This is a genomic window from Streptomyces sp. 63XJN7_1_ISO-PGPR-S23-121 (genome assembly GCF_056173025.1).
The window spans coordinates 7,515,841-7,539,221 of record NZ_CM149653.1 but is presented as its reverse complement, the minus strand read 5'-3'; the positions used below and the strand labels follow the sequence as shown (position 1 = coordinate 7,539,221).

The 23,381-nt window shown below is 75.1% G+C and carries 17 protein-coding genes and 1 pseudogene; 7 read left to right on the top strand and 11 right to left on the bottom strand.

The window, feature by feature from the left end; genetic code table 11:
- The first annotated feature begins 219 nt into the window (after nucleotides 1-219).
- Nucleotides 220-3,048, top strand: a complete 2,829-nt coding sequence (locus AC0VYN_RS33685) for an AAA family ATPase (RefSeq protein ID WP_475534022.1) — start codon at nucleotides 220-222, stop codon at nucleotides 3,046-3,048.
- 35 nt (nucleotides 3,049-3,083) lie between these two features.
- Here the strand turns inward: AC0VYN_RS33685 and AC0VYN_RS33680 are convergent, their stop codons facing one another.
- On the bottom strand, nucleotides 3,084-8,162 hold the full coding sequence (locus AC0VYN_RS33680; RefSeq protein WP_475534021.1) for a hypothetical protein: 5,079 nt from the start codon (nucleotides 8,160-8,162) through the stop codon (nucleotides 3,084-3,086).
- A 222-nt stretch (nucleotides 8,163-8,384) separates the two neighbouring features.
- On the bottom strand, nucleotides 8,385-9,887 hold the full coding sequence (locus AC0VYN_RS33675; RefSeq protein ID WP_475534020.1) for an MFS transporter: 1,503 nt from the start codon (nucleotides 9,885-9,887) through the stop codon (nucleotides 8,385-8,387).
- 160 nt (nucleotides 9,888-10,047) lie between these two features.
- On the opposite strand from AC0VYN_RS33675, the gene AC0VYN_RS33670 reads away from it, so the two are divergent.
- The gene (locus AC0VYN_RS33670; RefSeq protein WP_475534019.1) at nucleotides 10,048-10,740 is read left to right on the top strand and encodes a pentapeptide repeat-containing protein; all 693 of its coding nucleotides are present in this window, start codon (nucleotides 10,048-10,050) and stop codon (nucleotides 10,738-10,740) included.
- A 24-nt stretch (nucleotides 10,741-10,764) separates the two neighbouring features.
- On the opposite strand, the gene AC0VYN_RS33665 is transcribed toward AC0VYN_RS33670, so the two are convergent.
- Nucleotides 10,765-11,265, bottom strand: a complete 501-nt coding sequence (locus tag AC0VYN_RS33665) for a hypothetical protein (RefSeq protein ID WP_386921896.1) — start codon at nucleotides 11,263-11,265, stop codon at nucleotides 10,765-10,767.
- A gap of 65 nt (nucleotides 11,266-11,330) precedes the next feature.
- Here AC0VYN_RS33665 and AC0VYN_RS33660 point away from each other — a divergent pair, with 65 nt between their 5' ends.
- The gene (locus AC0VYN_RS33660) at nucleotides 11,331-12,278 is read left to right on the top strand and encodes a bifunctional GNAT family N-acetyltransferase/NUDIX hydrolase (protein ID WP_475534018.1); all 948 of its coding nucleotides are present in this window, start codon (nucleotides 11,331-11,333) and stop codon (nucleotides 12,276-12,278) included.
- 15 nt (nucleotides 12,279-12,293) lie between these two features.
- On the opposite strand, the gene AC0VYN_RS33655 is transcribed toward AC0VYN_RS33660, so the two are convergent.
- Together AC0VYN_RS33655 and AC0VYN_RS33650 are read right to left on the bottom strand one after the other, a co-directional pair.
- Nucleotides 12,294-13,700, bottom strand: a complete 1,407-nt coding sequence (locus AC0VYN_RS33655; protein WP_475534017.1) for a M1 family metallopeptidase — start codon at nucleotides 13,698-13,700, stop codon at nucleotides 12,294-12,296.
- A 57-nt stretch (nucleotides 13,701-13,757) separates the two neighbouring features.
- Nucleotides 13,758-14,273, bottom strand: coding sequence for a GlcG/HbpS family heme-binding protein (locus tag AC0VYN_RS33650; protein ID WP_475537036.1), 516 nt, complete (start codon nucleotides 14,271-14,273; stop codon nucleotides 13,758-13,760).
- A gap of 223 nt (nucleotides 14,274-14,496) precedes the next feature.
- On the opposite strand from AC0VYN_RS33650, the pseudogene AC0VYN_RS33645 reads away from it, so the two are divergent.
- Nucleotides 14,497-14,577, top strand: a pseudogene (locus AC0VYN_RS33645) (DNA-binding response regulator); the annotation flags it as partial.
- Between the two features lie 62 nt (nucleotides 14,578-14,639).
- Here the strand turns inward: AC0VYN_RS33645 and AC0VYN_RS33640 are convergent.
- Nucleotides 14,640-15,215 carry a TerD family protein gene (locus AC0VYN_RS33640; protein WP_033312269.1) on the bottom strand — a complete coding sequence of 192 codons (576 nt, stop codon included), beginning with the start codon at nucleotides 15,213-15,215 and terminating at the stop codon, nucleotides 14,640-14,642.
- Nucleotides 15,216-15,404: 189 nt separating this feature from the next.
- Here AC0VYN_RS33640 and arfB point away from each other — a divergent pair, with 189 nt between their 5' ends.
- Nucleotides 15,405-15,842 carry an alternative ribosome rescue aminoacyl-tRNA hydrolase ArfB gene (arfB, locus tag AC0VYN_RS33635; RefSeq protein ID WP_385458335.1) on the top strand — a complete coding sequence of 146 codons (438 nt, stop codon included), beginning with the start codon at nucleotides 15,405-15,407 and terminating at the stop codon, nucleotides 15,840-15,842.
- A 27-nt stretch (nucleotides 15,843-15,869) separates the two neighbouring features.
- Here the strand turns inward: arfB and AC0VYN_RS33630 are convergent, their stop codons facing one another.
- Nucleotides 15,870-16,343 (bottom strand): GNAT family N-acetyltransferase, encoded by a 474-nt coding sequence (locus AC0VYN_RS33630; protein ID WP_475534016.1) that lies wholly within the window; start codon nucleotides 16,341-16,343, stop codon nucleotides 15,870-15,872.
- 48 nt (nucleotides 16,344-16,391) lie between these two features.
- Nucleotides 16,392-16,991, bottom strand: coding sequence for a flavin reductase family protein (locus AC0VYN_RS33625; RefSeq protein ID WP_475534015.1), 600 nt, complete (start codon nucleotides 16,989-16,991; stop codon nucleotides 16,392-16,394).
- A gap of 326 nt (nucleotides 16,992-17,317) precedes the next feature.
- Between AC0VYN_RS33625 and cdgB the strand changes: the two genes are divergently transcribed.
- Together cdgB and AC0VYN_RS33615 are read left to right on the top strand one after the other, a co-directional pair.
- The gene (gene cdgB, locus AC0VYN_RS33620; protein WP_451686553.1) at nucleotides 17,318-18,979 is read left to right on the top strand and encodes a diguanylate cyclase CdgB; all 1,662 of its coding nucleotides are present in this window, start codon (nucleotides 17,318-17,320) and stop codon (nucleotides 18,977-18,979) included.
- Between the two features lie 119 nt (nucleotides 18,980-19,098).
- Nucleotides 19,099-20,082: a carbohydrate-binding protein gene (locus tag AC0VYN_RS33615; RefSeq protein WP_475534014.1), complete on the top strand. Its 984-nt coding sequence runs from the start codon at nucleotides 19,099-19,101 to the stop codon at nucleotides 20,080-20,082.
- 95 nt (nucleotides 20,083-20,177) lie between these two features.
- Here AC0VYN_RS33615 and AC0VYN_RS33610 read toward each other — a convergent pair whose 3' ends face one another.
- The 3 genes from AC0VYN_RS33610 to AC0VYN_RS33600 all read right to left on the bottom strand — a co-directional run bounded on the left by AC0VYN_RS33610 (nucleotide 20,178) and on the right by AC0VYN_RS33600 (nucleotide 23,315).
- Nucleotides 20,178-21,110, bottom strand: a complete 933-nt coding sequence (locus tag AC0VYN_RS33610; RefSeq protein WP_475534013.1) for a 1-phosphofructokinase family hexose kinase — start codon at nucleotides 21,108-21,110, stop codon at nucleotides 20,178-20,180.
- Nucleotides 21,111-21,252: 142 nt separating this feature from the next.
- On the bottom strand, nucleotides 21,253-22,398 hold the full coding sequence (gene nagA / locus AC0VYN_RS33605) for an N-acetylglucosamine-6-phosphate deacetylase (RefSeq protein WP_475534012.1): 1,146 nt from the start codon (nucleotides 22,396-22,398) through the stop codon (nucleotides 21,253-21,255).
- The gene (locus AC0VYN_RS33600; protein WP_475537035.1) at nucleotides 22,398-23,315 is read right to left on the bottom strand and encodes an ROK family protein; all 918 of its coding nucleotides are present in this window, start codon (nucleotides 23,313-23,315) and stop codon (nucleotides 22,398-22,400) included. Before AC0VYN_RS33600 ends, nagA begins: the two co-directional genes overlap by 1 nt.
- Nucleotides 23,316-23,381: the final 66 nt, after the last annotated feature.

Below are 23,381 nucleotides of genomic sequence, written 5' to 3'. Positions count from 1 at the left end.
GAGGGACACGCCTAGGGTGGGCGTTCCCGCAGGTCAGGAGGGTTATGAGCGCGGGTGTGCGGGTCCGTGGCCGGGGCCGCGCACCACCGTGAGCCTCGCCACAGCCGCCGCCCGCCGCACGGAACAGCGTTTCCGCGCGTGGGCCACCTCACACCCACCCGAGCCCGCGTTCGCCCGTCTCACAGGCCGGGGGAGCACCATCCACCAAGGAGGCACCCGATGACCGGACCGCTCCGTGAACGCGACGAGGCCCGGGCGCTGCTGGCGGCCGAGACCGAGCGTGCCCGGGCCGGCACCGGGGGTTTCGTCCTGGTGCGCGGTGCCACCGGCACCGGCCGCACCGCCGTGCTGGAGAGCGCCGTGCGGTACGCGGCGGACCGCGGCATGCGGGTGCTGCGGGCGCGCTGCTCGCCCGAGGACACCGCGGTGCCCTTCGGGACGGTCCTGCAACTCCTCGCGTCGGTGCCGGACTTCACCGACCTGTCGCCCGACGGCGACGACCGCGGCAGCGCGGCCCGGCTGTGGCGGCTGCTGCGCTCGTACGCGGCCGAGGGACCGCTGCTGGTGGCGGCCGACGACGTCCACCTGGCCGACGAGCCGTCGCGCCGCTGGCTGCTGGAGGCGGCACGGCGCCTGGACCGATTACCGGTACTGCTGGTGGCCACCGAGCGCAGCCAGTACGACATCGACCCGCGGCCGGCCGGGCTGAGCCAGGCCCTGTCGCCCTCTCTCGTGCGCACCCACACCCTCGCCCCGCTCGGCGACGCGGCGGCGGCCGCCGTGGTGCGGGAGGCCTTCCCGGCGGCGGGACCGGACTGGACGGCTCAGTGTGTGCGGGCCGGTGCCGGCAGCCCGCTGCTGCTGCACGCCCTGCTGGACGACCTCGGCGGCGCCCCGCGCCCGGACGGTGCCGCGCCCGGCGGCGTCCCGGTCCTGCCCGACACCAGCGCCGAGCTGTACCCCGGTTCGTACCCGGCGGCCGTCTCCTGGTGGCTGAACAGCGCCGGCGCCGCGACGGCCGACGTGGCCCGGTGCCTCGCGGCGCTGGAGCAGGCGTGGCCGCCGGGCGGGGACGACGACCCGGCGGGGCCCCCGGCCGGGGCGGACGCCGGCGAGCCGGTCGACCTGCTCGCCGAGGCCGCCGGAGCGGACCCCGCCCGGGTCGCCGGGTGGCTCGCCGCCTCCACGCGGCTCGGGCTGCTGCGGCGGGACGGCGGCGGCCGGCCCCGCTACGCGCATCCGCTGCTGCGCGACGCCGTGCTCACCGGCTGGCCGCGACAGCGCCGGGAGGCCGCCCACCGGGCCGCGGCCGAGGTGCTGCTGCGCCGCGGCGGCCGGGTCGAGGCGATCGCCCGGCACCTGCTGCGGACGCCGGCCGTCGGGCTGCCCTGGGCCCCGCGCGTGCTGCGGGACGCGGTGACCGTCGCCGTGCACGACGCCCGGCCCGGCGACGCCGTCGGCTATCTGCGCCGTGCGCTGGACGAGCCGCTCGACGACGGCCGGCGCCGGCGGCTGCTGACCGAGCTCGGGTCCCTGGAGTACGCGTCGGCCGACGGCCCCGCGGCCATCGCGCGCCTCGCCGAGGCCCAGCACCTACCGGCCGACCCGCGCAACCGGGTGCGCACGGCCGTCGCCCTCGGCACCGCCCTCGCGGGCCGCGGCGAGATCCGCACGGCCATGGAGGTGCTGCGCCGCACCGCCGGCCGGCTGTCCGGCCACCCGGGCCTCACCCACACCGTGCAGGCCGCGGGCGCGCTGCTGTCCGACGAGGACCTGGCGACCCGTCAGGAGGTGTACCGGTGGCTGTGCGAGACCGGTCAGGACTCCCCGGAGCTGGTGGGCACCGCCGGGCAGGCCCTGCTGGTGCGGTACGCGGCGACGGCCGGGCTGATCTCGGCCGGGGAGGCGATGACGCGCGTCCGGGGTCTCCTCGCCCAGCCCACCGACCCGCTCGCCGAGCCCTTCCTGCTGGGCACGGCCGCCGCGGTGGCCCAGTGGGCCGACGAACTGGACGAGGCGGAACGGCTCGTGGAGCGCGGGCTGGCCGGGCAGCACCCCGCCCTGCTGCATCCGATGCACCAGGCGCTCCTCAACACCCGCGCCGACATCAGCGCGGCCCGCGGCGACCACGCCGGCCTGCTCGCCGGCGAACCGCGCGCCGGCACGGCGGGTTCCCGCACCGGGCCCACCAACCGGGACGCCCACGCCCTGCTGGCGCTCGTCCACACCGGCCGCGTGGACGAGGCCGGCCGTCTCGCGGCCGCGTTCGACCTGAGCCGGGCGCCGGAGTCCTGGGAGCTGAACCGCTTCCTGTACGCGCGGGGCGTGCAGCGGGCCGCCGCCGGCGACACGGCGGGGGCGCTGCACGACTTCCTGGAGTGCGGACGCCGGCAGACCGCCCGCGACGTGGTCAGCCCCGTCGTCACCCCGTGGCGGACGGCGGTCGCGCAGTGCCGGCTGGCGCTGGGCGGCGGCCAGGAGGCACTGGACCTGGCGGCGGAGGAACTGCGGCTGGCCCGGGTGTGGAACACCCCGCGCACGGTGGGCCGGGCGCTGCGCGTACTGGGCACCGCCACCGGGGGGCGGCGCGGTGCGCGGCTGGCCGAGGAGGCGGTGGGCATCCTGCGGGGCGCGCCCGCCGGCGCTACGACGGAGCTGGTCGAGGCCCTGCTGGCCCAGGGCCGCCAGCTCCTCGCCGCCGGTGAACGGGGCCGTGCCCGCGACCGCCTGCGCGAGGCGGCGGACCTGGCCGAGCGCACGGGCGCGGCGCGGCTGCTCGCCGTGGCCGGACAGGCCCTGCGCGACAGCGGCGCCCGCGGCCCGGCGAACGCCCGGACCGGCTCCGGGGCGCTGACCGACAGCGAGCGCCGGATCGCCGAACTGGCCGCCGCGGGCCGGACCAACACCGAGATCGCCGAGCTGCTGCACCTGGCCCGGCGCACCGTGGAGACCCACCTGACCAGCACCTACCGCAAGCTGCGCATACGCCGCCGGACCGAGCTGCCCGCCGCGCTGGACCGCGACCGTCCCCTGGCCCCCCGCCCGTGAGCCGCCCGCCCCGGGCGTCCGGTGCTCAGGGCTGCTCAGGGCTGCGGGTCGGCGACGGCCGGACGCCCGGCGTCCGCGCGGAGCCTGGTGTCGTCCGCCGTCTCGGCGAGCAGGCGGCGGACGACCGGTTCGGGCATCCGCACCACCACCGGCGCCGGCAGCGTCAGGTCGCGCACGGCCGTGCCGGTGCGGTGGGTGCCCCGTGCGGTGACCCGCGCGACGACCCGGATGTCCAGGGTGAACTGGACGAGGACCGACCGCTGTTTGGGCTTGTGCACCGGCATCGAGCCGGAGCCGCTCGCCGTCGGGCCGCCCGCGCCGCCCGAGCCGTCCGCGTTGACCAGGGCCTGGTTGAGGCGGAACTCGGTGGCGTTGAGGACCCCCGCGCCGAACAGCCCGCGCCCCGTCCGCGCGTGGTCCGTCGCGTACTGGCCGTCTTCCTGGGTGGGCCGGGGCCCCTCCGGGCCGCTCGGCGCGATCGCCTCGAAGGACATCTTCGCGCCGGTGCCCAGCACCTTCCCGGCCCGTAGCCGTGCGTGCACCGACGCCCGCAGGTCCTGGCCCTGCGCCCCGCTCGCGTGCACCGGTGGCAGCTCCGCCCCCGCGTTGGTCAGCAGCGGCAGCGCCGAGATCAGCCACTCGGTGGAGACCGCCTCCCGCAGGGTGTACGCGGCCGTCTGCCCGTTGTCGCGGTAGCGGTGGCCGCCGCCGGCCTCCGCCACCGCCGCGTCGACCAGCTGCCGTACGCGGGGCGCCCCCTGGAAGCCGTTGACCTGGGCCTCCGTCGGCAGCCGCACCCCGCCGTCCCGCCAGGCACCGAGCCGGCCGGGATCCGCGTCCGCCGCGGTGGGCGGCTCCTGGGCGGCCGGTCCCGCGGTGACGGGCTCGAGCCGGGCCAGGGCCGTCAGGTCGTCCTCGGGGACGCGGTGGACCATGGTCCTGCGGCCCAGCCCGACGACGGCCGCCCGGCCCTTCGGGGAGTGCAGTTCCAGCGAGGCGTCGATCGGAAGCCGCATCCTCGCCGGCTTCGTCGCGGCGTCGGCGACCAGCTTCATGCCGACCTGGCCGCGGGAGGCGGAGCCCTTGCGCTCGGAGTCCGCCGCGGCGGCTCCGGCGCCCGCGACACCGCCCGCGCTCTTCAGCGTCCCTGCGCCCCCGTCCGGTTTCCCCGACCCCGCGAGGACCGCCTCCGCACCGAGCGAGCGGCTCTGGTCCCGGGCGGCCGCCCGGGAGGCGGAGGCCGAGGTGATGTACTCCATGTCCCGCTTGTCGCCGGCCATCCCGTCGAACCGGCCGGGCCCCTTGCGGTCCACCCGGAACACCGCCCAGTACGGCGTCCTGCGGCCGTCGAACAGCTCCACGGTGACCCCGCCGTCCATGGCGCTCGACAGCAGCCCCGCGGAGCCGTCCCGGTCCAGGACGCGCAGCAGCCGCTGCACGTTGTCGTGGGGGTCGTCGAGCTGCCGGTGCGGCAGCAGGTCCGCGGCCAGGCGCCGGTCGCGCCGGCCGAGGGCGTCGCGCAGCCTGCCCAGCAGCGGAACGAAGTCCGGCAGCTCCTCCACCATGCCCATGCCGAGCGGCAGGCGGGCGTCGAGGGCGGGGACGGGCCGTGCGGGGGTGCGGGCCGGGTCGGCGGGCGGCACCAGGGGCGTCGCGGCCGCGCGGGGACCCTCCCGCCGGGCGCCCTCGGCCGGTGTCCGCGCCCGGTCCTGCCGGGGCACGGCCGCGCCGTCGGCGGCGGGTTCCCCGGACGTCCGCCCCGGCGGCCTGAGCCCCTGGGCCGAGAGCTGCTCCGCCGTCAGCCACACGCCCACCTGCCCCGGCAGCGTCCGCGCCGCCCTGGTCACGTACGGGCCGCCGCCGGTGACCTTGACCTCGGCGACCATGGTGACCAGCAGATCGCACCGGACCAGGTACAGCGGGGCCTTGCGCGGGGTGTGGGCGTTGCGCTCGACCGTGCCGGACACGGTGAGGCCCTCGGCGCTGCTCTCCCCCTTGCCGCGGGTCACCGCGAATCCCTCCCCGGTGCGCCACTCGGGGCCGTTCTGCAGGCCCGTCAGCCCGCCCTGGTACGTCGTGCTGCTGCCGCGCGCCTGCTGGCCGCCGGCCTGGTGCCCGCCGAGCAGGAAGGTCTCCGTGCCGGGTCCCGAACCCTCGTGCACCACCCGCGGGTCCGTGAGCGCCAGCCGCATGCCCACGGCGCCGTCGAGCGCGGCCAGCCGCCGCGGGTACGTCAGGTTCTTCACCACCCACCCCGAGGACACCGCCTGGCGCAGCGCGCCCGTGAGCGCTCCGGGGCCGAGCCGTTCCTCGATCGCCTGCCGGGGGGCGAGCCCCTCGGTCTGCAGGGCGCGGTCCTCGCGCACGCCCTTGTCCCTCGCCGCGGCCCGGGCCAGCAGGTCGAAGGCGAGGCCGCGGATCTCCGCACCGGAGCCGACGGTCTCCACCAGCGTCCAGTGCCGCAGGGCCCGGCCGCGGGCCGGGCGGGGCGTCAGCGTGGCCAGGTCCCCGATGCCCCGGGCGTCCACCTGCCACTCCGGTCCCCGGGTCCGGGCGCCGCGCGCCGCGGTCTCCGCGTCGAGCCGGCGCCGGCCCTCGCCGTCCAGGGTGAACGCGGTCGGCGTGAGCAGCCGCACGTCCTGCTGTTCCAGGTCCGCCCGGACGAGGCGCTCGGGTTGGGGCACGTCGCGCCCCGGGGAGCCGGGGAGGACGGCGCGGCGGGCCTTGCGCTGCCGGTGCGTCATGGTGACCTGCACCTGGAGGTTCAGCGGCGCCGAGAACACGCTCGCGTCCTCGGAGCCGTTGGTGAGGACGTCGCTGCGGGTGGTGGGCCCGGCCTGGTTGCGGCGGGCGCTGTTGACACGGTTGCGGTCCCGGCGGGCCGAGCCCGTCAGCACGCCGGGGACGATCCGCACCTGGCCGACCGCCGACCAGCCGGCCGACCGCGAACTGCCGCGTCCGCTCTGCAGGTTGCTGGTGACGCCGGAGTGGCTGCGCACCAGCCAGTCCCCGATGTCGCCGGCGTACTCCGGGTCACCGAGCGTGCCCGTGACCCGGACCTGCACGTCGTGGGCGTGCATACGGCTCTTGCGGCGCAGGCGCACCGGCACGCCCGAGGACAGCAACTGGTCCTTGTTGGCCTTCAGGTTGGTCTCCGAGAGCCGGGTGACCAGCTCCCGGTAGTTGTGCCGCTGGGCCTCGGCCTCCTCCGGGGACGGGACGGATCCCCTCCGCTCGCCGAAGGAGGGCAGGAAGCCCTCCAGCCGGGGATCCGTGGCGAAGACCTTCTCGATGTACGCGATCACGCCGGTGGTGTCCAGCCGGTCGAGCGCGACGCTGCCCCCGAGGGCGCCGAACGGGAGGTGACGCTCGACGTCTTCCGTCCCCCCGTCGGCCGCGGCACCCTCCCGGCGCCGCTTCGGCCGGGTGACGAAGGCCTCCGCCGCCACGCCGGGCGGCAGCTCCAGGCCCAGGTCCCGGGCCTCGTCCGCCCGCAGGGTCATCCACATCCGCATCGGGTGGTGGGCCACCCGGGACGCCCGGCCCAGCAGCATGTCCGCGGAGGCGGTCCCCGTGCCCTCGACCGTGAGGTCCACGGTGGCCAGGTAGAGCACCTTGTCGCCGCGGACCTCGGCGCCCAGCCGGCGCGCCGTCGTCTGGTCGTACTGGGTGAAGCGGGCCTTGCGGGCGGCGGCGGTGGGCATCACCCCGGCCCGGACGACGGCGGCGTTCCCGACGAGGCCGGCGCCGGCGGCCGGCCCCGCCCCGATCGCGCCGGCGCGGCCCTTGCCGGCGGCGTCGGCGGCCGTGTGCTGGGAGTGGGCGTGGGTGCGCAACTGCGTCTTCCCGGCGGGCCATCCGGGCGCCAGTCCGGTGATGCGGGCGCGCATGCGGTAGGTGCCGGCCGTACGGGAGTCCGGCCCGGTCAGGTCCTCGCCGACGACGCCGTTGCCCAGCAGCCGGGGCATGTCCTCCAGGACGGCCGCGGTGGAGGTCGCCGCGTACAGCCGGGCCCGTCCGGGGGTGCCGGGGGCGGTGAGCGAGGGGTGCAGCACGGCGGCGACCGCGTCGAACAGCCCGCCGCCGCCCGCCTGCGGTCCGGTGCCGCCGGCGGCGGTGACCGCGACCGGCGCCAGCGACCCGGCATGCCGTAGGCGCCCGGCCAGGGCGGCGTCGACGGTCCGCGCCGGCGGCGGGGCGGGGGTGTCGTAAGGGACCAGGCTCTCGGTCGGCACCCGTTGGGTCAGCGTGCCGTCGCCGTACACGGTGGGTGCTGGGGCCGTGTCCTGCCGTTGGACGCGCACGCCGTACCGCACCCTGCGCGGTACCTCGACCGATCCCGAGTCGCTGCGCAGCACCCGTGGCTCGGCGACGCCCTTCTGGCCGCGGCTCTCCCGCGAGGACTGCCAGGGCTGGGCCTGGGCCATGCCCACGCCGCCCAGGTGGAGTCCGGGCACGACGGGCGCGAGCGCGAAGAAGGTGCCGCCCGCGCCGTAGCTCGACGAGCTGCCGGACCCGGAGGTCACGGCGGTGGCCGAGGTGTGGTGGACGTCGACCTTGGTGGCCTCGTCCTTGGCCCGGGCGAGGGCGGACGGGTCGATCTCCGGGGGCCGTTCGTCGGGGGCGCGGGAGACGGTGACCGTCACGTCGTACCAGCCCCGGCCGTCGGTCCCCTCGACGGCGAAGGCCCGGCCCTGTCCGTAGAAGGACTCCGGTCTGCCGGCCAGCTCCCGGGCGATCTCGGCGACCGTGCCGTCGGTGCGCCCGACGGCGGCGGCGACCGTGGTGCGGACGAACTCGTGTCCCGTCGGCCCGTGGGCGGAGGAGAGCCCCGGGGCCTCGAGGCCGAGGAGGTACGGGGGGAGGGTCAGGCCGTGCTCCGCGGCCTCCGTCAGGGTGCCGAGGCCCGGCGCGGGCCCGCCCGCCGGCCGGGCCGCCCGGGTGGCGGCCAGGTTCCCCGCCGTCTGCTGGAGGGCGAGCATGGAGCGCGGCCCGGCCCCACCGGGCCGGCCGGGGCCCGGTACGCGCTCCGGGACGGGCGTCGAGGGAGCCCGCCCACGGGCGGTGTCCCGGCCTTCGTCCGGCTGCCGTCGTCCCTGTCGCTGTCCTCGCACCCGCGTCAGCGTAGGGACGCGGACGCGTCCGAACGGGGCCTGCGGACGGGGTCGGGAAGATCGTCGGCGAAAGGTTTTCCGCTGTTCAACTACGGTGCATCGGCGGATTGTTGACAGGCCGGCGAGTGCTCGGGAACGGTCCGGTCCGAAGCCGCCGGACGGCGGTCCGGGAGGCCGGCCGCCGCTCCGCGCGGCCCGATGCAACGGCCCTCGAGGGGCCCCTCAGCCCACCGGTTCCGGTACCGGGTGGTCGGCCGGGGTGCCGTGCTTCGGGGCCTTGGCCGTCACCATCAGGCCCGCGATCAGGCCCGCCAGGAGCATGATCGCGGCGGCCACCCAGATGGCGACCGTGTAGCCGTGGACGATGCCCTCCCGGATGATCTCCTGCCGCCGGGTGGGGTCGGTGAGGTGGGCCGTGATCCAGGTCGCGCTGGTGCTGGTGGCGATGGTGTTGAGCAGCGCCGTGCCGATCGAGCCGCCCACCTGCTGCGACGTGTTGACCGTCGCCGAGGTGACGCCGGAGTCCTGCGGGGCGACGCCGGCGGTGGCGGTGGAGAAGACCGGCATGAAGGTCAGGCCCATGCCGAGGCCCATCAGGAGCAGGGCGGGCAGGATCTCGGAGGTGTACTGCGAGTGCACGGTCAGCCGCGTGAGGATCACCATGCCGCCGGAGGCGAGGAGCATGCCGGGGACCATCAGCATCCGCGGGCCCACGCGGGGCAGCAGCCGGGCGGAGATCTGGGTCGAGCCGATGACGATCGCGGCGGTCATCGGCAGGAACGCCAGGCCGGTCTGCACGGGGGAGTAGACGAGGATGACCTGGAGGTAGTAGGTCATGAACAGGAACAGCCCGAACATGCCGATGACGGCCAGCATCATCGTCAGGAAGCAGCCGGCCCGGTTGCGGTCGCGGATGATGTGCAGCGGCAGCAGGGGCACCGGCGCCCGGGTCTGCCACCACACGAAGGTCCCCAGGAGGGCGGCGGCCGCGGCGAACAGCGCCAGCACGAGCGGGTCGGTCCAACCGCGCGGCTGTGCCTCGCTGAAGCCGTAGACGAGGGCGACCAGGCCGCCGCAGCCGAGGACCACGCCCGGGACGTCGAGGCGGACGTCGGCGTGGCCGGGCCGGTCGTACAGGAGCACCAGGGCGCCGATCACGGCGACGACGGCGATGGGGATGTTGACGTACAGGCACCAGCGCCAGTTCAGGTACTCGGTGAGCACGCCGCCGACGATGAAGCCGACGGCGGCGCCGCTGCCGGCCAGCGCGCCGTAGATGCCGAAGGCCTTTCCGCGCTCCTTGGGGTCGGTGAAGGTGGTCGTCAGCAGGGACAGCGCGGACGGTGCGAGGACGGCCGCGAAGACGCCCTGGAGCGCGCGGGCGCCGAAGAGCATCGCCGGGCCGACGGCGGCGCCGCCGAGCGCGGAGGCCGCGGCGAAGCCGATCAGCCCGATGACGAAGGTGCGTTTGCGTCCCACGAGGTCGGCGACGCGCCCGCCGAGCAGCAGCAGACCGCCGAAGGCGAGGGTGTAGGCGGTGATCACCCATTGGCGGTTGGCGTCGGACATGCCCAGGTCCCGCTGCGCCGAGGGCAGCGCGATGTTCACGATCGTCGCGTCGAGGACGACCATCAGCTGGGCCAGGGCGATCACCACCAGCCCCCACCAGCGGCGGGGGTCGGCGTCCGCGGGGGCGGTCCCCTCACCTGTCCGGGTGTCACTCATCTGGCCAGAAGACCATGAATCGGGACGTATCGCATCCCTTTCCGGTCGTCCGTCGGCGGTTGTGGCTCCAGAACCACCTTCCCGGCCGTCCCCCCGGTCCCGGAGCGCGCGGCCCCGCGGGTGGGGGCGGTTGTCGGTGGCGGGGTGCAGCATGGGCGGCATGGCGAGGAGAACGACGGGCGGCGGCGGTAGGGCGGCGGTGCGGGAGGTGCGGCGCCCCCAGGTGCGGCTGCCGGCGCTGGAGCCCCACGGCGGCGGGGAGCTGGAGCCGGACGGCGACTACGACGGGCTGGAGTTCACCGAGGCGGACTTCGCCGGACAGGACGGCGCGGGCGCCCGGTTCATGGACTGCGCGCTGACGGCGTGCGCGCTGGACGAGACGTCCCTGCCGCGCGCCCGGCTGCTCGACTCGGTCCTCACCGGCGTACGGGGCGTCGGCACGGACCTCGCCGAGGCGACCCTGCGCGACGTGGAGATGACCGACGCCCGCCTCGGCGGCACACAGCTCCACGGAGCCTCGCTGGAGCGGGTGCTGATCCGCGGAGGCAAGATCGACTACCTGAACCTCCGCCGGGCGCGGCTCAAGGACGTCGTCTTCGAGGGCTGTGTCCTGGTCGAGCCGGACTTCGGGGGCGCGCGCCTGGAGCGGGTGGCGTTCGTGGACTGCGCCCTGAGGGACGCCGACCTCGGCGCGGCGACCCTGACGGACGTCGACCTGCGCGGTGCCGTCCCGCTGGAGCTGGCCCGGGGCGTCGACCGGCTGGCCGGGGCGGTGATCAGCCCGGCCCAGCTGCTCGACCTGGCGCCGGTGCTGGCGGCGGAGCTGGGGCTGCGGGTGCTGGCGGAGGAGTAGGGGCCGGCGGAGGGCCGGAGCCGGTCAGGAGACGCGGGGGAAGCGGGCCTGGAGGGTCCAGACCGCCGGGTTCTCCGCCAGGTCCTCGTGCAGGTCCGTGAGGTCGGCGATCAGGTCGTGGAGGAAGTCCCGGGCCTCCCGCCGCAGCTCGCCGTGCGAGAAGGACAGCGGCGGCTCGGTCGCCGGGAGCCACTCCGCCTCGATGTCGACCCAGCCGAAGCGGCGCTCGACCAGCAGCCGGTCGGTGGACTCGGTGAAGTCCAGCTCGGCGCGCTGCGGCCGGGCGGCCCGGGAGCCCGCCGGGTCCCGGTCGACCTGCTCCACGATGTCGCACAGCGCCCACGCGAAGTCCAGCACCGGCACCCATCCCCAGGCCGTGGAGATCTCCCGGTCCTCCTTGGTGTCCGCGAGGTACACGTCCCCGCAGAACAGGTCGTGCCGCAGGGCGTGGACGTCCGCGCGGCGGTAGTCCGTCTGCGGAGGGTCGGGGAAACGGGTGGAGAGGGCGTAGCCGATGTCGAGCACGCAGGTGATGGTGTCATGCCGCCGCTCCGGGCCGGGCCGGCCCCGGGCCGGGTAGGTTGCCGGGCGTGATCCTCACCCCGCTCACGCTCGCCCCCGACCACGACATCCCGGGCCCGCTCCTGACCGAGCTCACCGCCCTCTACGCCTCCCACCGCGCCTTCCACGCCCTGAGCGGCGACTTCCCCGACCCCGACGACATCCGTCCGGAGCAGGTGGCGGCGGCGCTGGCCGACGAACTGGCGCGGCCGGACGCGGAGGTTCTGCTCGCCCGGGACGCGGGCCGGCTGGTCGGCATCGCGGTCACCCTCGCCCGGCACCCCGACCCGGCCGACCCGGACCCGTGGATCGGCCTGCTGATGGTGGACGCGCGCCTGCGCCGGAAGGGCCACGGCAGGCGGCTCGCGTCCCTCGTCGAGGACCGCTTCCGGGCCGCGGGCCACGCCGGTCTGCGGCTCGCCGTCCTCGACGGCAACAGCGACGGCCTCGCCTTCTGGACCGCCCTCGGCTACGAGACCGTCGACCACCGCCGGGACCTCGGTGCCGGCCGCCCCTGCACGGTGCTGCGCAAGCCGCTGCGCATCCCGCGCCGCGCGGCCCGCGTCGCCGTGCTCGACCCCGAGGGCGCGGTCTTCCTGCTGCGCTACGACAACGTCGAGGTCGGCGTGCACTGGGCGATGCCCGGCGGCGGCCTGGAGGCGGACGAGAGCCCCCGCGAGGGCGCCCGGCGCGAACTGCGCGAGGAGACCGGCTGGACGGACCTGGAGCCCGGCCCGCTGCTGTGCACCTGGGAACACGACTTCACCCACCTGAGCGTGGGCCCGGTCCGCCAGCACGAGCACATCTACGTGGCCCACGGCCCCCGGCGCGAGCCGACCGGCGCCCACCTCGCCGCCGCGCACGCCGCGGACGGCATCCTCACCTGGCGCTGGTGGAGCCGCGCGGAACTCGCCGAGGCGCCCGAGGCCCTGTGGCCGCCGGACCTGCCCCGGCTGCTCGACGCGTTCGGGGAATGACACGGCGCCCCGCGCTCAGGGGCGCTCCGGCTTCCCGTCCCCGAACAGCCAGTCCTCCCAGATCTCCGTGAAGTCCTCGCCGGGGGCCGACTTCTCCACGAACGCCGTGAAGTCGTCGGTGTCCGCGTTGCCGTGGCGGTGGGCGGCGGCCCAGTCGCGCAGCAGGGCGCGGAAGGCGTCGTCGCCGACCGTCTGCCGGATACGGTGCAGCACCATCGCGCCGCGCTGGTAGACCGGGATGTCGGAGATGTGGGCGGCGTCGGACGGCTTGCCGGGCGGGAACGCCCAGACGGCCTCGTTCGCCGCCGCGTCGTCGAAGTAGTCGCCGTCGTAGAGCGCGTCGAAGGTCTCCTGCGCGGTGTCGCCGACGTGGTCCTCCGACCACAGCCACTCCGCGTAGGTGGCGAAGCCCTCGTTGAGCCACATGTCGCGCCAGGTCTTCGGGGTGACGGAGTCGCCGTACCACTGGTGGGCCAGCTCGTGGACGAGGGTCTCGGTGTCGGGGGCGCCGGGGAAGTAGGGGCGGGTCTGGGTCTCCAGCGCGTAGCCGGCGTCGTCCGGGCGGTCGACGATCGCGCCGGTGGAGGAGAAGGGGTACGGGCCGAAGGTGGCCTGCTCCCACTTCATGATCGCGGGGATCCGCGCGAGGACCGCCCGGCTCGCGCCGGCCTGCTCCGGGTCGACGGCCGTGTACACCGGCAGGCCGTCCTCGGTGGCCGAGCGGCTGATCCGCCAGTCGCCGACGGCGACCGTGACGGCATGGCTCGCCATCGGCTCGCCGGTGTGCCAGCGGAACGTCGTACGGCCGCCGCCGGTCGTCTCACCGGCCGGCTGACCGTTGGAGACCACCCCGTAGCCCTCGGGGACGGTCATCGCCAGGTCGTAGGTCGCCTTGTCGGAGGGGTGGTGGTTGCCCGGGAACCAGGCCATGGAGCCGGTCGGCTCGCCGAGTCCGACCGCGCCGTCGTCCGTGGGCAGCCAGCCCTCCTCGGAGTCGTCCGGGTCGGTCACGGTCTCGGGCTCGCCGGAGTAGCGGACCCGCACGCGGAACGTCTCGCCCTCGTTCAGCTCGTCCGGCGGGCGGACGGTCAGCTCCTGTCCCGCCCGGTTGAAGCGGGCGTCCCGGCCCTCGACGGTGACCTTCTGGACGTCCAGGCCCTTGAGGTCCAGGTTGAAGGCGGACAGGTCCCGCGTGGCACGCGCGGTGATCGTCGCCGTGCCGGTGAGCCGCTCGGCGTCGGGGTCGTAGTCGAGCACCAGGTCGTAGTGGCCGACGTCGTAGCCGCCGTTGCCCGCCTTCGGGAAGTACGGGTCGCGCACGCCCGAACCGCCGGGGACGCCGTCGACACCACCACCGCCACTGCTGCACGCCGTGAGGGCGACGAGGGTGGCGGCGGCTACGAGCAGACGGGTGGGGCGCACGCCGTGATCCTAAGGGGCGTTTCACGTGAAACACCCACCGGAACCGGCCGTTGGGGCCTAGCGCAGCGCCTCCGCGCCCGCCCGGGCGAACTTCTCGTCCAGGGCGCCGGACGGGGCGCCCGCGACGCCGATACCGGCGATCGGAGCCTTGTCGGCGGTCACCGGGACGCCGCCGCCCAGGAACAGCGTGCCCGGGATGTCCTTCAGGTTCGGGGCGTTCTCCAGGCGGCCCTCCAGCCCGGTGGTCGTGGCGTTCCAGGAGACGGCGGTGTACGCCTTCTTCACGGCCGACTCGTACGACTGGGGGCCGGCGCCGTCCCCGCGCATGGTGAGGATCGTGTTGCCGTTGCGGTCGACGACGGCGACCGTGATCCGCTGGCCGTCCTTCGCCGCCGCCTTCAGCGCGGCCCGGGCGGCCTCGTTCGCGGCATTGATCGTCAGGTGCGTGGAGGTGGTGGTGCCGCGCTCCCCGGCCGCGGCGGGGGCGGCGGCCGGGGCGGCCTCCGGTGCCGAGGCATTGGCCGCCACCGTGCCGAAGGTGCCCGCGGCGAGGACGGCGCCGCCGGTGGCGATACGGGCGCGCCGGGAAAATCCTCGGGGTCGGGGCGGACGGTCCGCGTCCGGCCCCTGCGGGCCGCTTCCGTCCGTCTGCCTTCCACCCTCCGGCCCGCGCCCGGTGGGAGCGGTCGCCGTTCCGGCTGCCCTCCGGCGACGGAACGGGCGACGGCGGGGTCGTCCGATCGGCTGACCCGGTGGCCGTCCGGACAGGTCACCATGGGAGGGAACGCGCGGCTCGCGGCGCATCTACGACAAGCTCGGCGTCGACACCCGCGCGGGCGCGGTGGCGGTGGCCAAGGAGCGGCGCCTGCTGCCGTGACGCCGAAGGCCCCCCGGCAAGGACCGGGAGGCCTTCGTCGTGTCCCGACGGACGGGCGGACGTCAGACGTTGACGCCGAAGTCCTGGGCGATGCCCACCAGGCCCGAGGCGTAGCCCTGGCCGACGGCGCGGAACTTCCACTCGGCGCCGTTGCGGTACAGCTCGCCGAAGACCATGGCGGTCTCCGTGGCCGCGTCCTCGGACAGGTCGTAGCGGGCGATCTCGGCGCCGCCGGCCTGGTTGACGATGCGGATGTAGGCGTTGCGCACCTGGCCGAAGTTCTGCGACCGGTTCTCGGCGTCGTAGATCGAGACCGGGAAGACGATCTTGTCGATGTCGGCCGGCAGGGCGGCCAGGTTGACGTTGATCGCCTCGTCGTCGCCGGCGCCCTCACCGGTGCGGTTGTCACCGGTGTGGACGATGGTGTTGTCCGGGGTCTGCTTGTTGTTGAAGAACACGAAGTGGGCGTCGGAGTAGACCTTGCCCTGCGTGTTGACCGCGATCGCGGAGGCGTCGAGGTCGAAGTCGGTGCCGGTGGTGGTGCGGACGTCCCAGCCGAGGCCCACGGTGACGTCGGTCAGGCCCGGAGCCTCCTTGGTGAGCGAGACGTTGCCACCCTTGGACAGGCTTACAGCCATTGTTGGGAGTCCCTTCCCTCGTGTACGTACGGCAAGAAAGCTACAGCTACCCCCATGAACGACGAGAGGGGTACGCAAGGTTCCAGGTCTCTTTACTTTCTTTACCGAGTCCGGGCCCGGGCCCCGCCCCCGGCGCGGGGGGCGTGACCGGGGATATTGGGGTGACGGGGGCCGCCCCGGGGCGGGAACATGGACGGCATGTCCGGTCCCCATGTCATCCGCGGCTCCGTCTCGCTCCCCGAGTCCGAGCTCGTCTGGCGTTTCTCGCGCTCCTCGGGGCCCGGCGGACAGCACGTCAACACCACGGACACACAGGTGGAGCTCCGCTTCGACCTGGCGCGCACCGAGGCCCTGCCCGAGGTGTGGAAGCGTCGGGCGCTGGAGCGGCTGGCCGGGCGGCTGACCGACGGGGTCGTCACCGTGCGCGCCTCCGAGCACCGCTCCCAGTGGCGCAACCGCGAGGCCGCCGCCGTGCGCCTCGCCGCCCTGCTCGCCGAGGCCACCGCGCCTCCACCCAGGCCCCGCAGGCCGACCCGCATACCGCGCGGCATCAACGAGCGCCGGCTGCGGGAGAAGAAGCAGCGCTCCGACACGAAGCGGGGCCGGTCCCCGAAGAACTGGGACTGACGGCCCGCGCCGTCCGCGCCGGCGCCGCTACCGGTCCAGCGCCAGCACGCCCACCGTCTCCTCCTCGGCCTTCTCCCCGTTCGGGCGGAAGCCGAGGTTCAGGTAGAAGTTCTCGGGGCCGTTGTCCCCGGGGTGCCAGGTGACGAAGCACTCGGTGCCGCCGCGGCGGCGGATCTCCGCGGCCACCGACTCCACGGCGAAGCGGCCGTAGCCCCGGCCCTGTTCCCCGGCGGCGATGTTCAGGCGCCACAGGCCGGAACGCAGCGCGCTGCCGTCGTCGTACCAGTCGATGTCGAAGAAGCCCATGAGGAAGCCCACGGGACGGTCGCCGTCGAGGATCAGGCGCGGCCATGCCTTGCCGGGGTGCACGTAGGCCTCGGCGAGGGACTTCACCACCGGGGAGACGGCGAATTCCTGCTCGGGGCGTACGCGTATGGCGAGGGCGGCCTCGACGTTCGCGGGGGTGATCCGCTCCAGGCGGAGCGCGGTACCGGTCGTCATGCGCGCACCCTAGGCGGGGGCCCTTCCGGCGGACGAGCGAATTACCGCTCAGCCCAATTGCCGGTAGCGGCCCCGGAAGTACGTCAGCGGCCCCCCGTCCGCGCTCGGCGCGGACGCGGTCAGGACGCGGCCGATCACCAGGGTGTGGTCCCCGGCCGGCACGCGCCGCTCGGTGCGGCACTCCAGGGTCGCCAGGGCGCCGCCCACCAGCGGGGCGCCGGACACCTCGCCCCGTGCGCAGTCGAGGTCCGCGAAGAGCAGCCGGTCGCTGACGCGGCCCTTCATCGCGAAGCGCCCGGCGACGTGCCGCTGGCTCCCGGACAGCACGGAGACCGCCCACACGGGCTGTTCGCCGAGCAGGTCGTCCATGCGGGAGCCCTCACGCAGGCTGACCAGCACCAGCGGCGGGTCCAGGGACACCGACATGAACGCCGTGGCCGTCATCCCGACGTCCTCGCCGAGCGGCGCCCCCGGGTCGTCGGGGTCGAGCGGCGGCTCCTGCGCGGTCACCAGGACCACGCCCGAGGCCAGCCGGGACATGGCGGCGCGGAACTCGTCGTTGCTCACCCCCTCAGCATGCCCGGAGGCCGGCGACGGCGAGGGGATCGCGAGAGGTGCGGGGGACGCGAGTGGGGGAGTGTTCGGCACGCCGCCACGCTAACCGCCGTCCCGCCGGCCCTGCATCGGCCCCCGGTCCCAACCGGGTCCTAGGACCGGCCTAGGACCCCGGGACCAGCCGTCCCGGAGGAGCCGTGCGCATACCTACAAATTCTGCTTTCGGTAAACGCACGTGGAAAACACAGAATCACCACTCAATTGTTCATCTTTGGCTGTGACTTGAGTCACAAGGGGCATTTATTGTTGACCCTGTGTACCGAGTGAGCAGCGCGCTGTGATTCAGTGACGGAAGTTGATAGGACGATACGCCGAAGAGAACCCTTCATTCGCTGCGAGGTCTCGGGGGGAGGGCGAGCATGGAGACCGAGTCGGAGCCCTACGTCCGCCTTGCGTCCCTGCGGCAACTGCACCAGGTCATGGCCGACATGAACACGGCCCGCAGCCTGGCGGACACCCTGCAGACCGTCGCCGACGGCGTCGTCGAGGCCCTCGGGTACGAGCTGGCGTGCGTCAACCTGGTCCGCCCCGACGGCGACCTCGTGGTCGCGGCCTTCTCCGGCAACCAGGCCGCCGAGGCCCTGATCACCGGCCGGGCCGGGTCCCGCGAGTCCTGGGACCGCCGGCTGGCCATGGGCGAGCGGTGGGGCGACCTGGTCTTCATACCCCACACCGAGGGCTGGGTCCTCGACGACGACGACGTCCCGCAGTGGTACACCGACGGGCCCGCGCCCCGCTTCGAGGACGAGTGGCACCCCTCGGACCGCCTCTTCGCCCCCATGTACGCGCCCGGCCCGCGGCGCGGCGACGCCAGCGGCGAACTGATCGGCGTCCTGTCCGTGGACCGCCCGCGCAACGGCCGCCGGCCCGGCGCCTGGGGCCGCGAGGCCCTGCAGATGTACGCCTTCCAGGCCGCCATCGCCATCAGCAACGCCCGCCTCCGCTCCAACATGCAGCGAGCCCTGGTCCGCCTCGAACGCGACCAGCAGGCCCTCAGGGCGAGCGAGGAGAGCTTCCGGCAGGCCTTCGAGTACGCCCCCTCCGGCATGGCCATCGCCGAGATGGGCGGCGACCAGCACGGCCGCATCCTGCGCACCAACGACGCCCTGTGCCGGCTGCTCGGCCGCCCCGCCTCCGCGATGCGCCGCTACGCCTTCTCCGACCTCGTCCACCCCGAGGACCTCGGCACGCTGCTGCGCACCTCCGCCGAGGGCGGCCGGGCCGAGCTGCGCCTGGGCCGCCGCGACGGCACGTACGTCTGGGTCTCGCTGCGCAACAGCGTCGTCGCCGACGCCGCCGACGGGCCCCGCTTCCTGCTCACCCACGTCGAGGACATAGAGGAGCGCAAGCGCCGCGAGCTCCAGCTCGCCCACCGCGCCTCCCACGACTCCCTCACCGGCCTGCCGAACTCCGCGGAGCTGCGCTCCCGGCTCGCCGCCCGGCTGTGCCGGCGCCCGCAGTCCGTGCACGGGGCGGTGGCCGACGCGATGGACGCGGCCTACGGGCACCCCGTCACCGACTCCGGCGGCCACACCTTCGACTTCGGCTCCGGCGCCGATCCCTACGGGGCCTACGACCACCACGTGCACACCGTCGCCCCCGGCGACGGCCGCGACGACGGCACCAAGGGGCTCGCGGTCCTCTTCTGCGACCTGGACGGTTTCAAGTCGATCAACGACCGGTTCGGGCACAACGCGGGCGACGCCGTCCTCATCGAGGTCGCCCGACGGCTCGGCGGCGGGGTGCGCGACGGCGACACGGTGGCCCGGCTCGGCGGCGACGAGTTCGTGATCCTCGCCGACGGACTCGGCCGGGCCGACGCCGAGGACCTCGCCGTACGGCTGCGCAACGAGATCATCCAGCCCATCCGGGCCGAGGGCCGGGCCGTCCGCGTCGGCGCCAGTTTCGGCATCGGCTGGGCCCACTGCGGCATGACGGCGGACGAAGTGCTGAAGTCCGCCGACGAGCGGATGTACGTAGAGAAACGATCTCGTCCCAAACAGCACCGGCGTGCCGGGTGATCCCCAGGTCAGCGAGCTGAAGCGGTCCGAGTCACCCGTTCGGGTCAGCCGGAGCAGGTAGGCTCGCCCTCTCACCACCCGTACCGCAAACGCACCGCACCTGGTTAGGAGACCTAGGGATGACGCCCGGCAACAACGGCGCGAGCACGCCCGAGGACGACGACCCGTTCGGCTATCTGTACGCCGACGGGCAGGCCAACGGAGCCCAGCCGCCGTCCGGTGGCTACGGCTACCCGAACTCCGTCAACCGGGTGCGTCCCGTCGGCACACGGCAGTACGGGGCGCCGCAGGGCCAGGCCGCCCCGACCGCCGCGTACGGCCAGGCGGCCCCGCAGCAGCAGGGTGCCTACGGCCCGCAGCAGGGCGCCTACGGCAGGCCGAACGCGCACTACGCCGCGCCGGAGACGCTCCCCGGCGGCGGCGCGCCCACCGCCCCGCAGCAGCCGTCCCGCGGTGGCGGCGGCGGACGCCGCGGCCCCAACACCAAGGGCCTGCTGATCGGCGCGGTCGCGGTGGTCGCCGCGGTCGTCATCGGCATCGCCGTGGCCATGACGAGCAGCGGCGCGGACGACGACAAGGGCGGCGACGAGGCGGGCGGCGACACCGCCCCGACCCAGTCCCAGACCACCGACCCGAGCCCGGCGGCGAGCAGCAGCGCCGAGGACGAGGTCGAACTGCCGTCGGCCCAGGCCGGGCAGCTCCAGCTCTCGCCCGGCGTGGCGACGGCCTCGGACGTCGAGGGCGCCGAGTCGGACGGCGGCACCTACGTGACGAACCTCAACCAGCCCGGCGCCTCGGTCACCTGGACCGTCGACGGCATCCCCGAGGACGGCGCCTACACCCTCTTCGCCCGGTACAGCGCGGCCGGCGAGGACCAGTCGATGACGCTCACGGTCAACGGCAAGCCGTTCGGCAGCAAGATGAACCTGAGCAACTTCGCGCACGCCCAGGACGGCGACTTCGCCAAGGGCTGGACCAAGACCTTCGCCTGGCCCACCCTGAACAAGGGCACCAACACGATCTCGCTGTCCTGCGGGGACGGCGACAAGTGCAACGTCCTGCTGGACCAGCTGTCCCTGAAGAAGGGCAACGTGAAGGACTAGGGCGCTCAGGTCGGCCGGGACGCGCCGTCCGTCCCAGCCGGCCTGATCCGAACGACACACCCTAGGGCCCGGCCCGGACGACGGGCCCCGGCGCCTCACGCCGCGCCGGCCTCCGTCGTCACCGCGACCCCCCGGCCGAGCAGCTCCTCGTACGCCGCCCGGTCGAACTCGCCCGCCACCGGCGCCAGCACCGTCGCCGCGGACAGGGCGACCGCGCGGGCCAGGCGGTCCGGCCAGGGCAGGTGCTCCACCAGCCCCGACAGCAGGCCCGCGACCGCGGAGTCGCCCGCGCCGGTCGGGTTGCCGCGGACGTGCGCGGGCGGGGCCGCCCGCCAGCGGCCCTCCGGCGTCACCGCGAGCAGCCCCTCGGCGCCCAGGGAGGCCACCACGGACCTGGCGCCGCGGCGCCGGGCGGCCTGGGTGGCCCGCAGCGGCTCGTGCGAGCCGGTCAGCTCGGCCAGTTCGTCGGCATTCGGCTTGATCATGTCCGGACGGGCGGCGACGCCCCGGCGCAGCGGCTCCCCGCTGGTGTCCAGCAGCACCGGCACGCCCGCCGCGCGCGCGGTGCGCACCAGGCCGGCGTAGGCGCCCACCGGCACGCCCGGCGGCAGGCTGCCGCACAGGGCGACCGCCGAGGCGCCGGGGAGCAGGTCGCCGTAGGACTCCAGGAAGGCGTTCCACTCGGCGGGTGCGACGGCCGGGCCCGGCTCGTTGAGCTGGGTGGTGTCGCCGGTGCGCTCGTCGACGACGGCGATGGTGCGCCGGGTCGTCCCGGCGCACGGCACGAGCGCGTCGGACACCCCGTGCAGCCCCGTCAGGCCCTCCCGTACGACGTGTCCGGTGGTGCCGCCCGCGAAGCCGGTCACCGTCACCCGGTGTCCGAGGGCCGCGAGCACGCGGGCCACGTTCAGCCCCTTGCCGCCCGGGCGTTCCGTCACGTCGGTGACCCGGTGGGAGGCGTGGGGGCGCAGGGACCGGACGCGGTACGTGATGTCGAGCGCGGTGTTCAGCGTGACCGTGAGAATCACCCGTGCCGACCTCCCCCGACGATCTGTCCGCCACGTGTTCCGAAGACGTTGTCCGACGTCACGATCATGCCAAACGGAGGGCTGTCGGCCCAGCCCCCGGACCGGCCACCACCGGCCGGACCGGAGCGGACCCGGGGACGGATCAGCCCAGTCGGGGATCGACCACCCATTCGCCCCGGCGCATCACGCCGACCAGGTCGAATCCGGCGTCGAGGACCACCAGGTCGGCGTCCCTGCCGGGTTCCAGCGAGCCGACGCGGTCCGCGAGGCCGAGCAGCCGGGCCGGGTTGGCCGAGATCGCGGCGACGACGTCCTCGACGGGCAGCCCGTCCACCGTCACCGCCCGCTTGAAGGCGCGGTCCAGGGTGAGCGTGGAGCCGGCGATCGAGCCGCCCTCCACCAGCCGGGCCACGCCGTCGGCGACCTCGACCTCCATGGGGCCGAGCATGTAGCGGCCGTCGCCGAAGCCGGCCGCGTCCATCGCGTCGGTGATGAAGGCGACCCGGGACGCACCCGCGTGGTGGAAGGCCAGCTGGAGCGCGGCCGGGTGCAGATGGGTGCCGTCGTTGATCAGCTCGACGGTGATCCGCTCGTCCTCCAGCAGCGCCGTGATCGGGCCGGGGGAGCGGTGGCCGAGCGGCGGCATGGCGTTGAACAGGTGGGTGGCGACGGTCGCGCCGGCGTCGATGGCCCGGAGCGTCTGCTCGTACGTCGCGTCGGTGTGCCCGACGGCCGCGATCACACCGTGCTCGGTGAGCAGCCGCACCGAGTCCAGGCCGCCCGGCAGCTCGGTGGCCAGCGTCATCATCCTCGCGTGGCCGTGCGCCGCGTCGATCAGTTTGCGTACCTCGGCCGGGTCGGGGTCGCGCAGCAGCTCCTCGTCGTGCGCGCCCTTGCGGCACGGGGAGATGAACGGCCCCTCGAAGTGGATGCCGGCGATGTCGCCCTGCTGGGCCAGCTCGGCGAGCACCCCGGCGCGCCGGGCGAGGAAGTCCAGGTCGCCGGTGACGGTGGAGGCGACCACCGTGGTCGTGCCGTGCAGGCGGTGGGTGTGGACGCCCTTGAGGATGTCCTCGGCGGTGCCGCCGGTGAAGGAGGCGCCGCCGCCGCCGTGGTTGTGGATGTCGACGAAGCCGGGGACCACCCAGTGGCCGGCGAGGTCGACGGTCTCCGCGTCCGGGGGCGCCGTGTCCGCGATCCGCGTGCCGTCGACGATCACGCGGCCGTCGTCCACGGTGCCGGTGGGCAGAACCACCCGGGCACCGGCGAGAACCTTGCTTGGGGCCATCAGGTGGTTACCTCCGGGGGAGTCGCGGTCGTGGCAGTGGTGTCGAGCAGGTCCCAGGCCATGAGCCCGGCACCGAGGCAGCCGGCGGTGTCCCCCAGGGCCGCGGGGACGAGCTCCGGCAGCTTCTGGAAGGTGACGCGCCGCCGGACGGCGTCCCGCAGTGGTGTGAACAAGGTTTCCCCGGCCTCCGCGAGGCCGCCACCGATGATCAGGACGCGCGGGTCCAGCAGGGTGAGCGCGGTGACCAGCCCGTCGGCGAGCGCGTCGACGGCGTCCTGCCACACCCGGGCGGCGCGGGCGTCGCCCGACTCGACGGCCTTGGCGCAGTCGGCGGCGTCCGCCTCCGGGTCGCCGCAGGCCTCCGCCCAGGCCTGGCTGACGGCCGACGCGGACGCGAACCGCTCCAGGCAGCCGCGCTGCCCGCACGGGCACGGGATGCCGCCGGGGCGCACCACGACGTGGCCGATCTCGCCCGCGAAGCCGTGGGCGCCCGCCTCCACCCGGCCGTCGATGCCGATGGCCCCCGCGATGCCGGTGCCCAGCGGCACGAACAGGAACCGGTCGGCGCCCCGCCCGGCCCCGATCCGCCCCTCGGCGAGGCCGCCGGTGCGCACGTCGTGGCCGAGGGCGACCGGGATGCCGCCGAGCCGCTCGCTGAGCAGCGCGCGCAGCGGGACGTCGCGCCAGCCGAGGTTGGCGGCGTACACGGCGGTGCCGTGCTCCTCGTCGATGATGCCGGGGACGGCGACACCGGCGGCGACGGCGCCCTCGCCGAACCGGTCGGCGCCCAGGGCGCGCAGTTCGGCGGCGAAGTCCAGGATGCCCGCGACGACGGCCTCGGGGCCGCGGTCGCGTCCGGTGGCGCGGCGTGCCTGGTGCAGCAGCTCGCCTCCCGGCCCCGCCAGGGCGGCCTTCATCCCGGTTCCGCCCACATCGAGCGCGATGACGTGTCTCACGGGAACAGTGTGGCCCGTACACCCGGG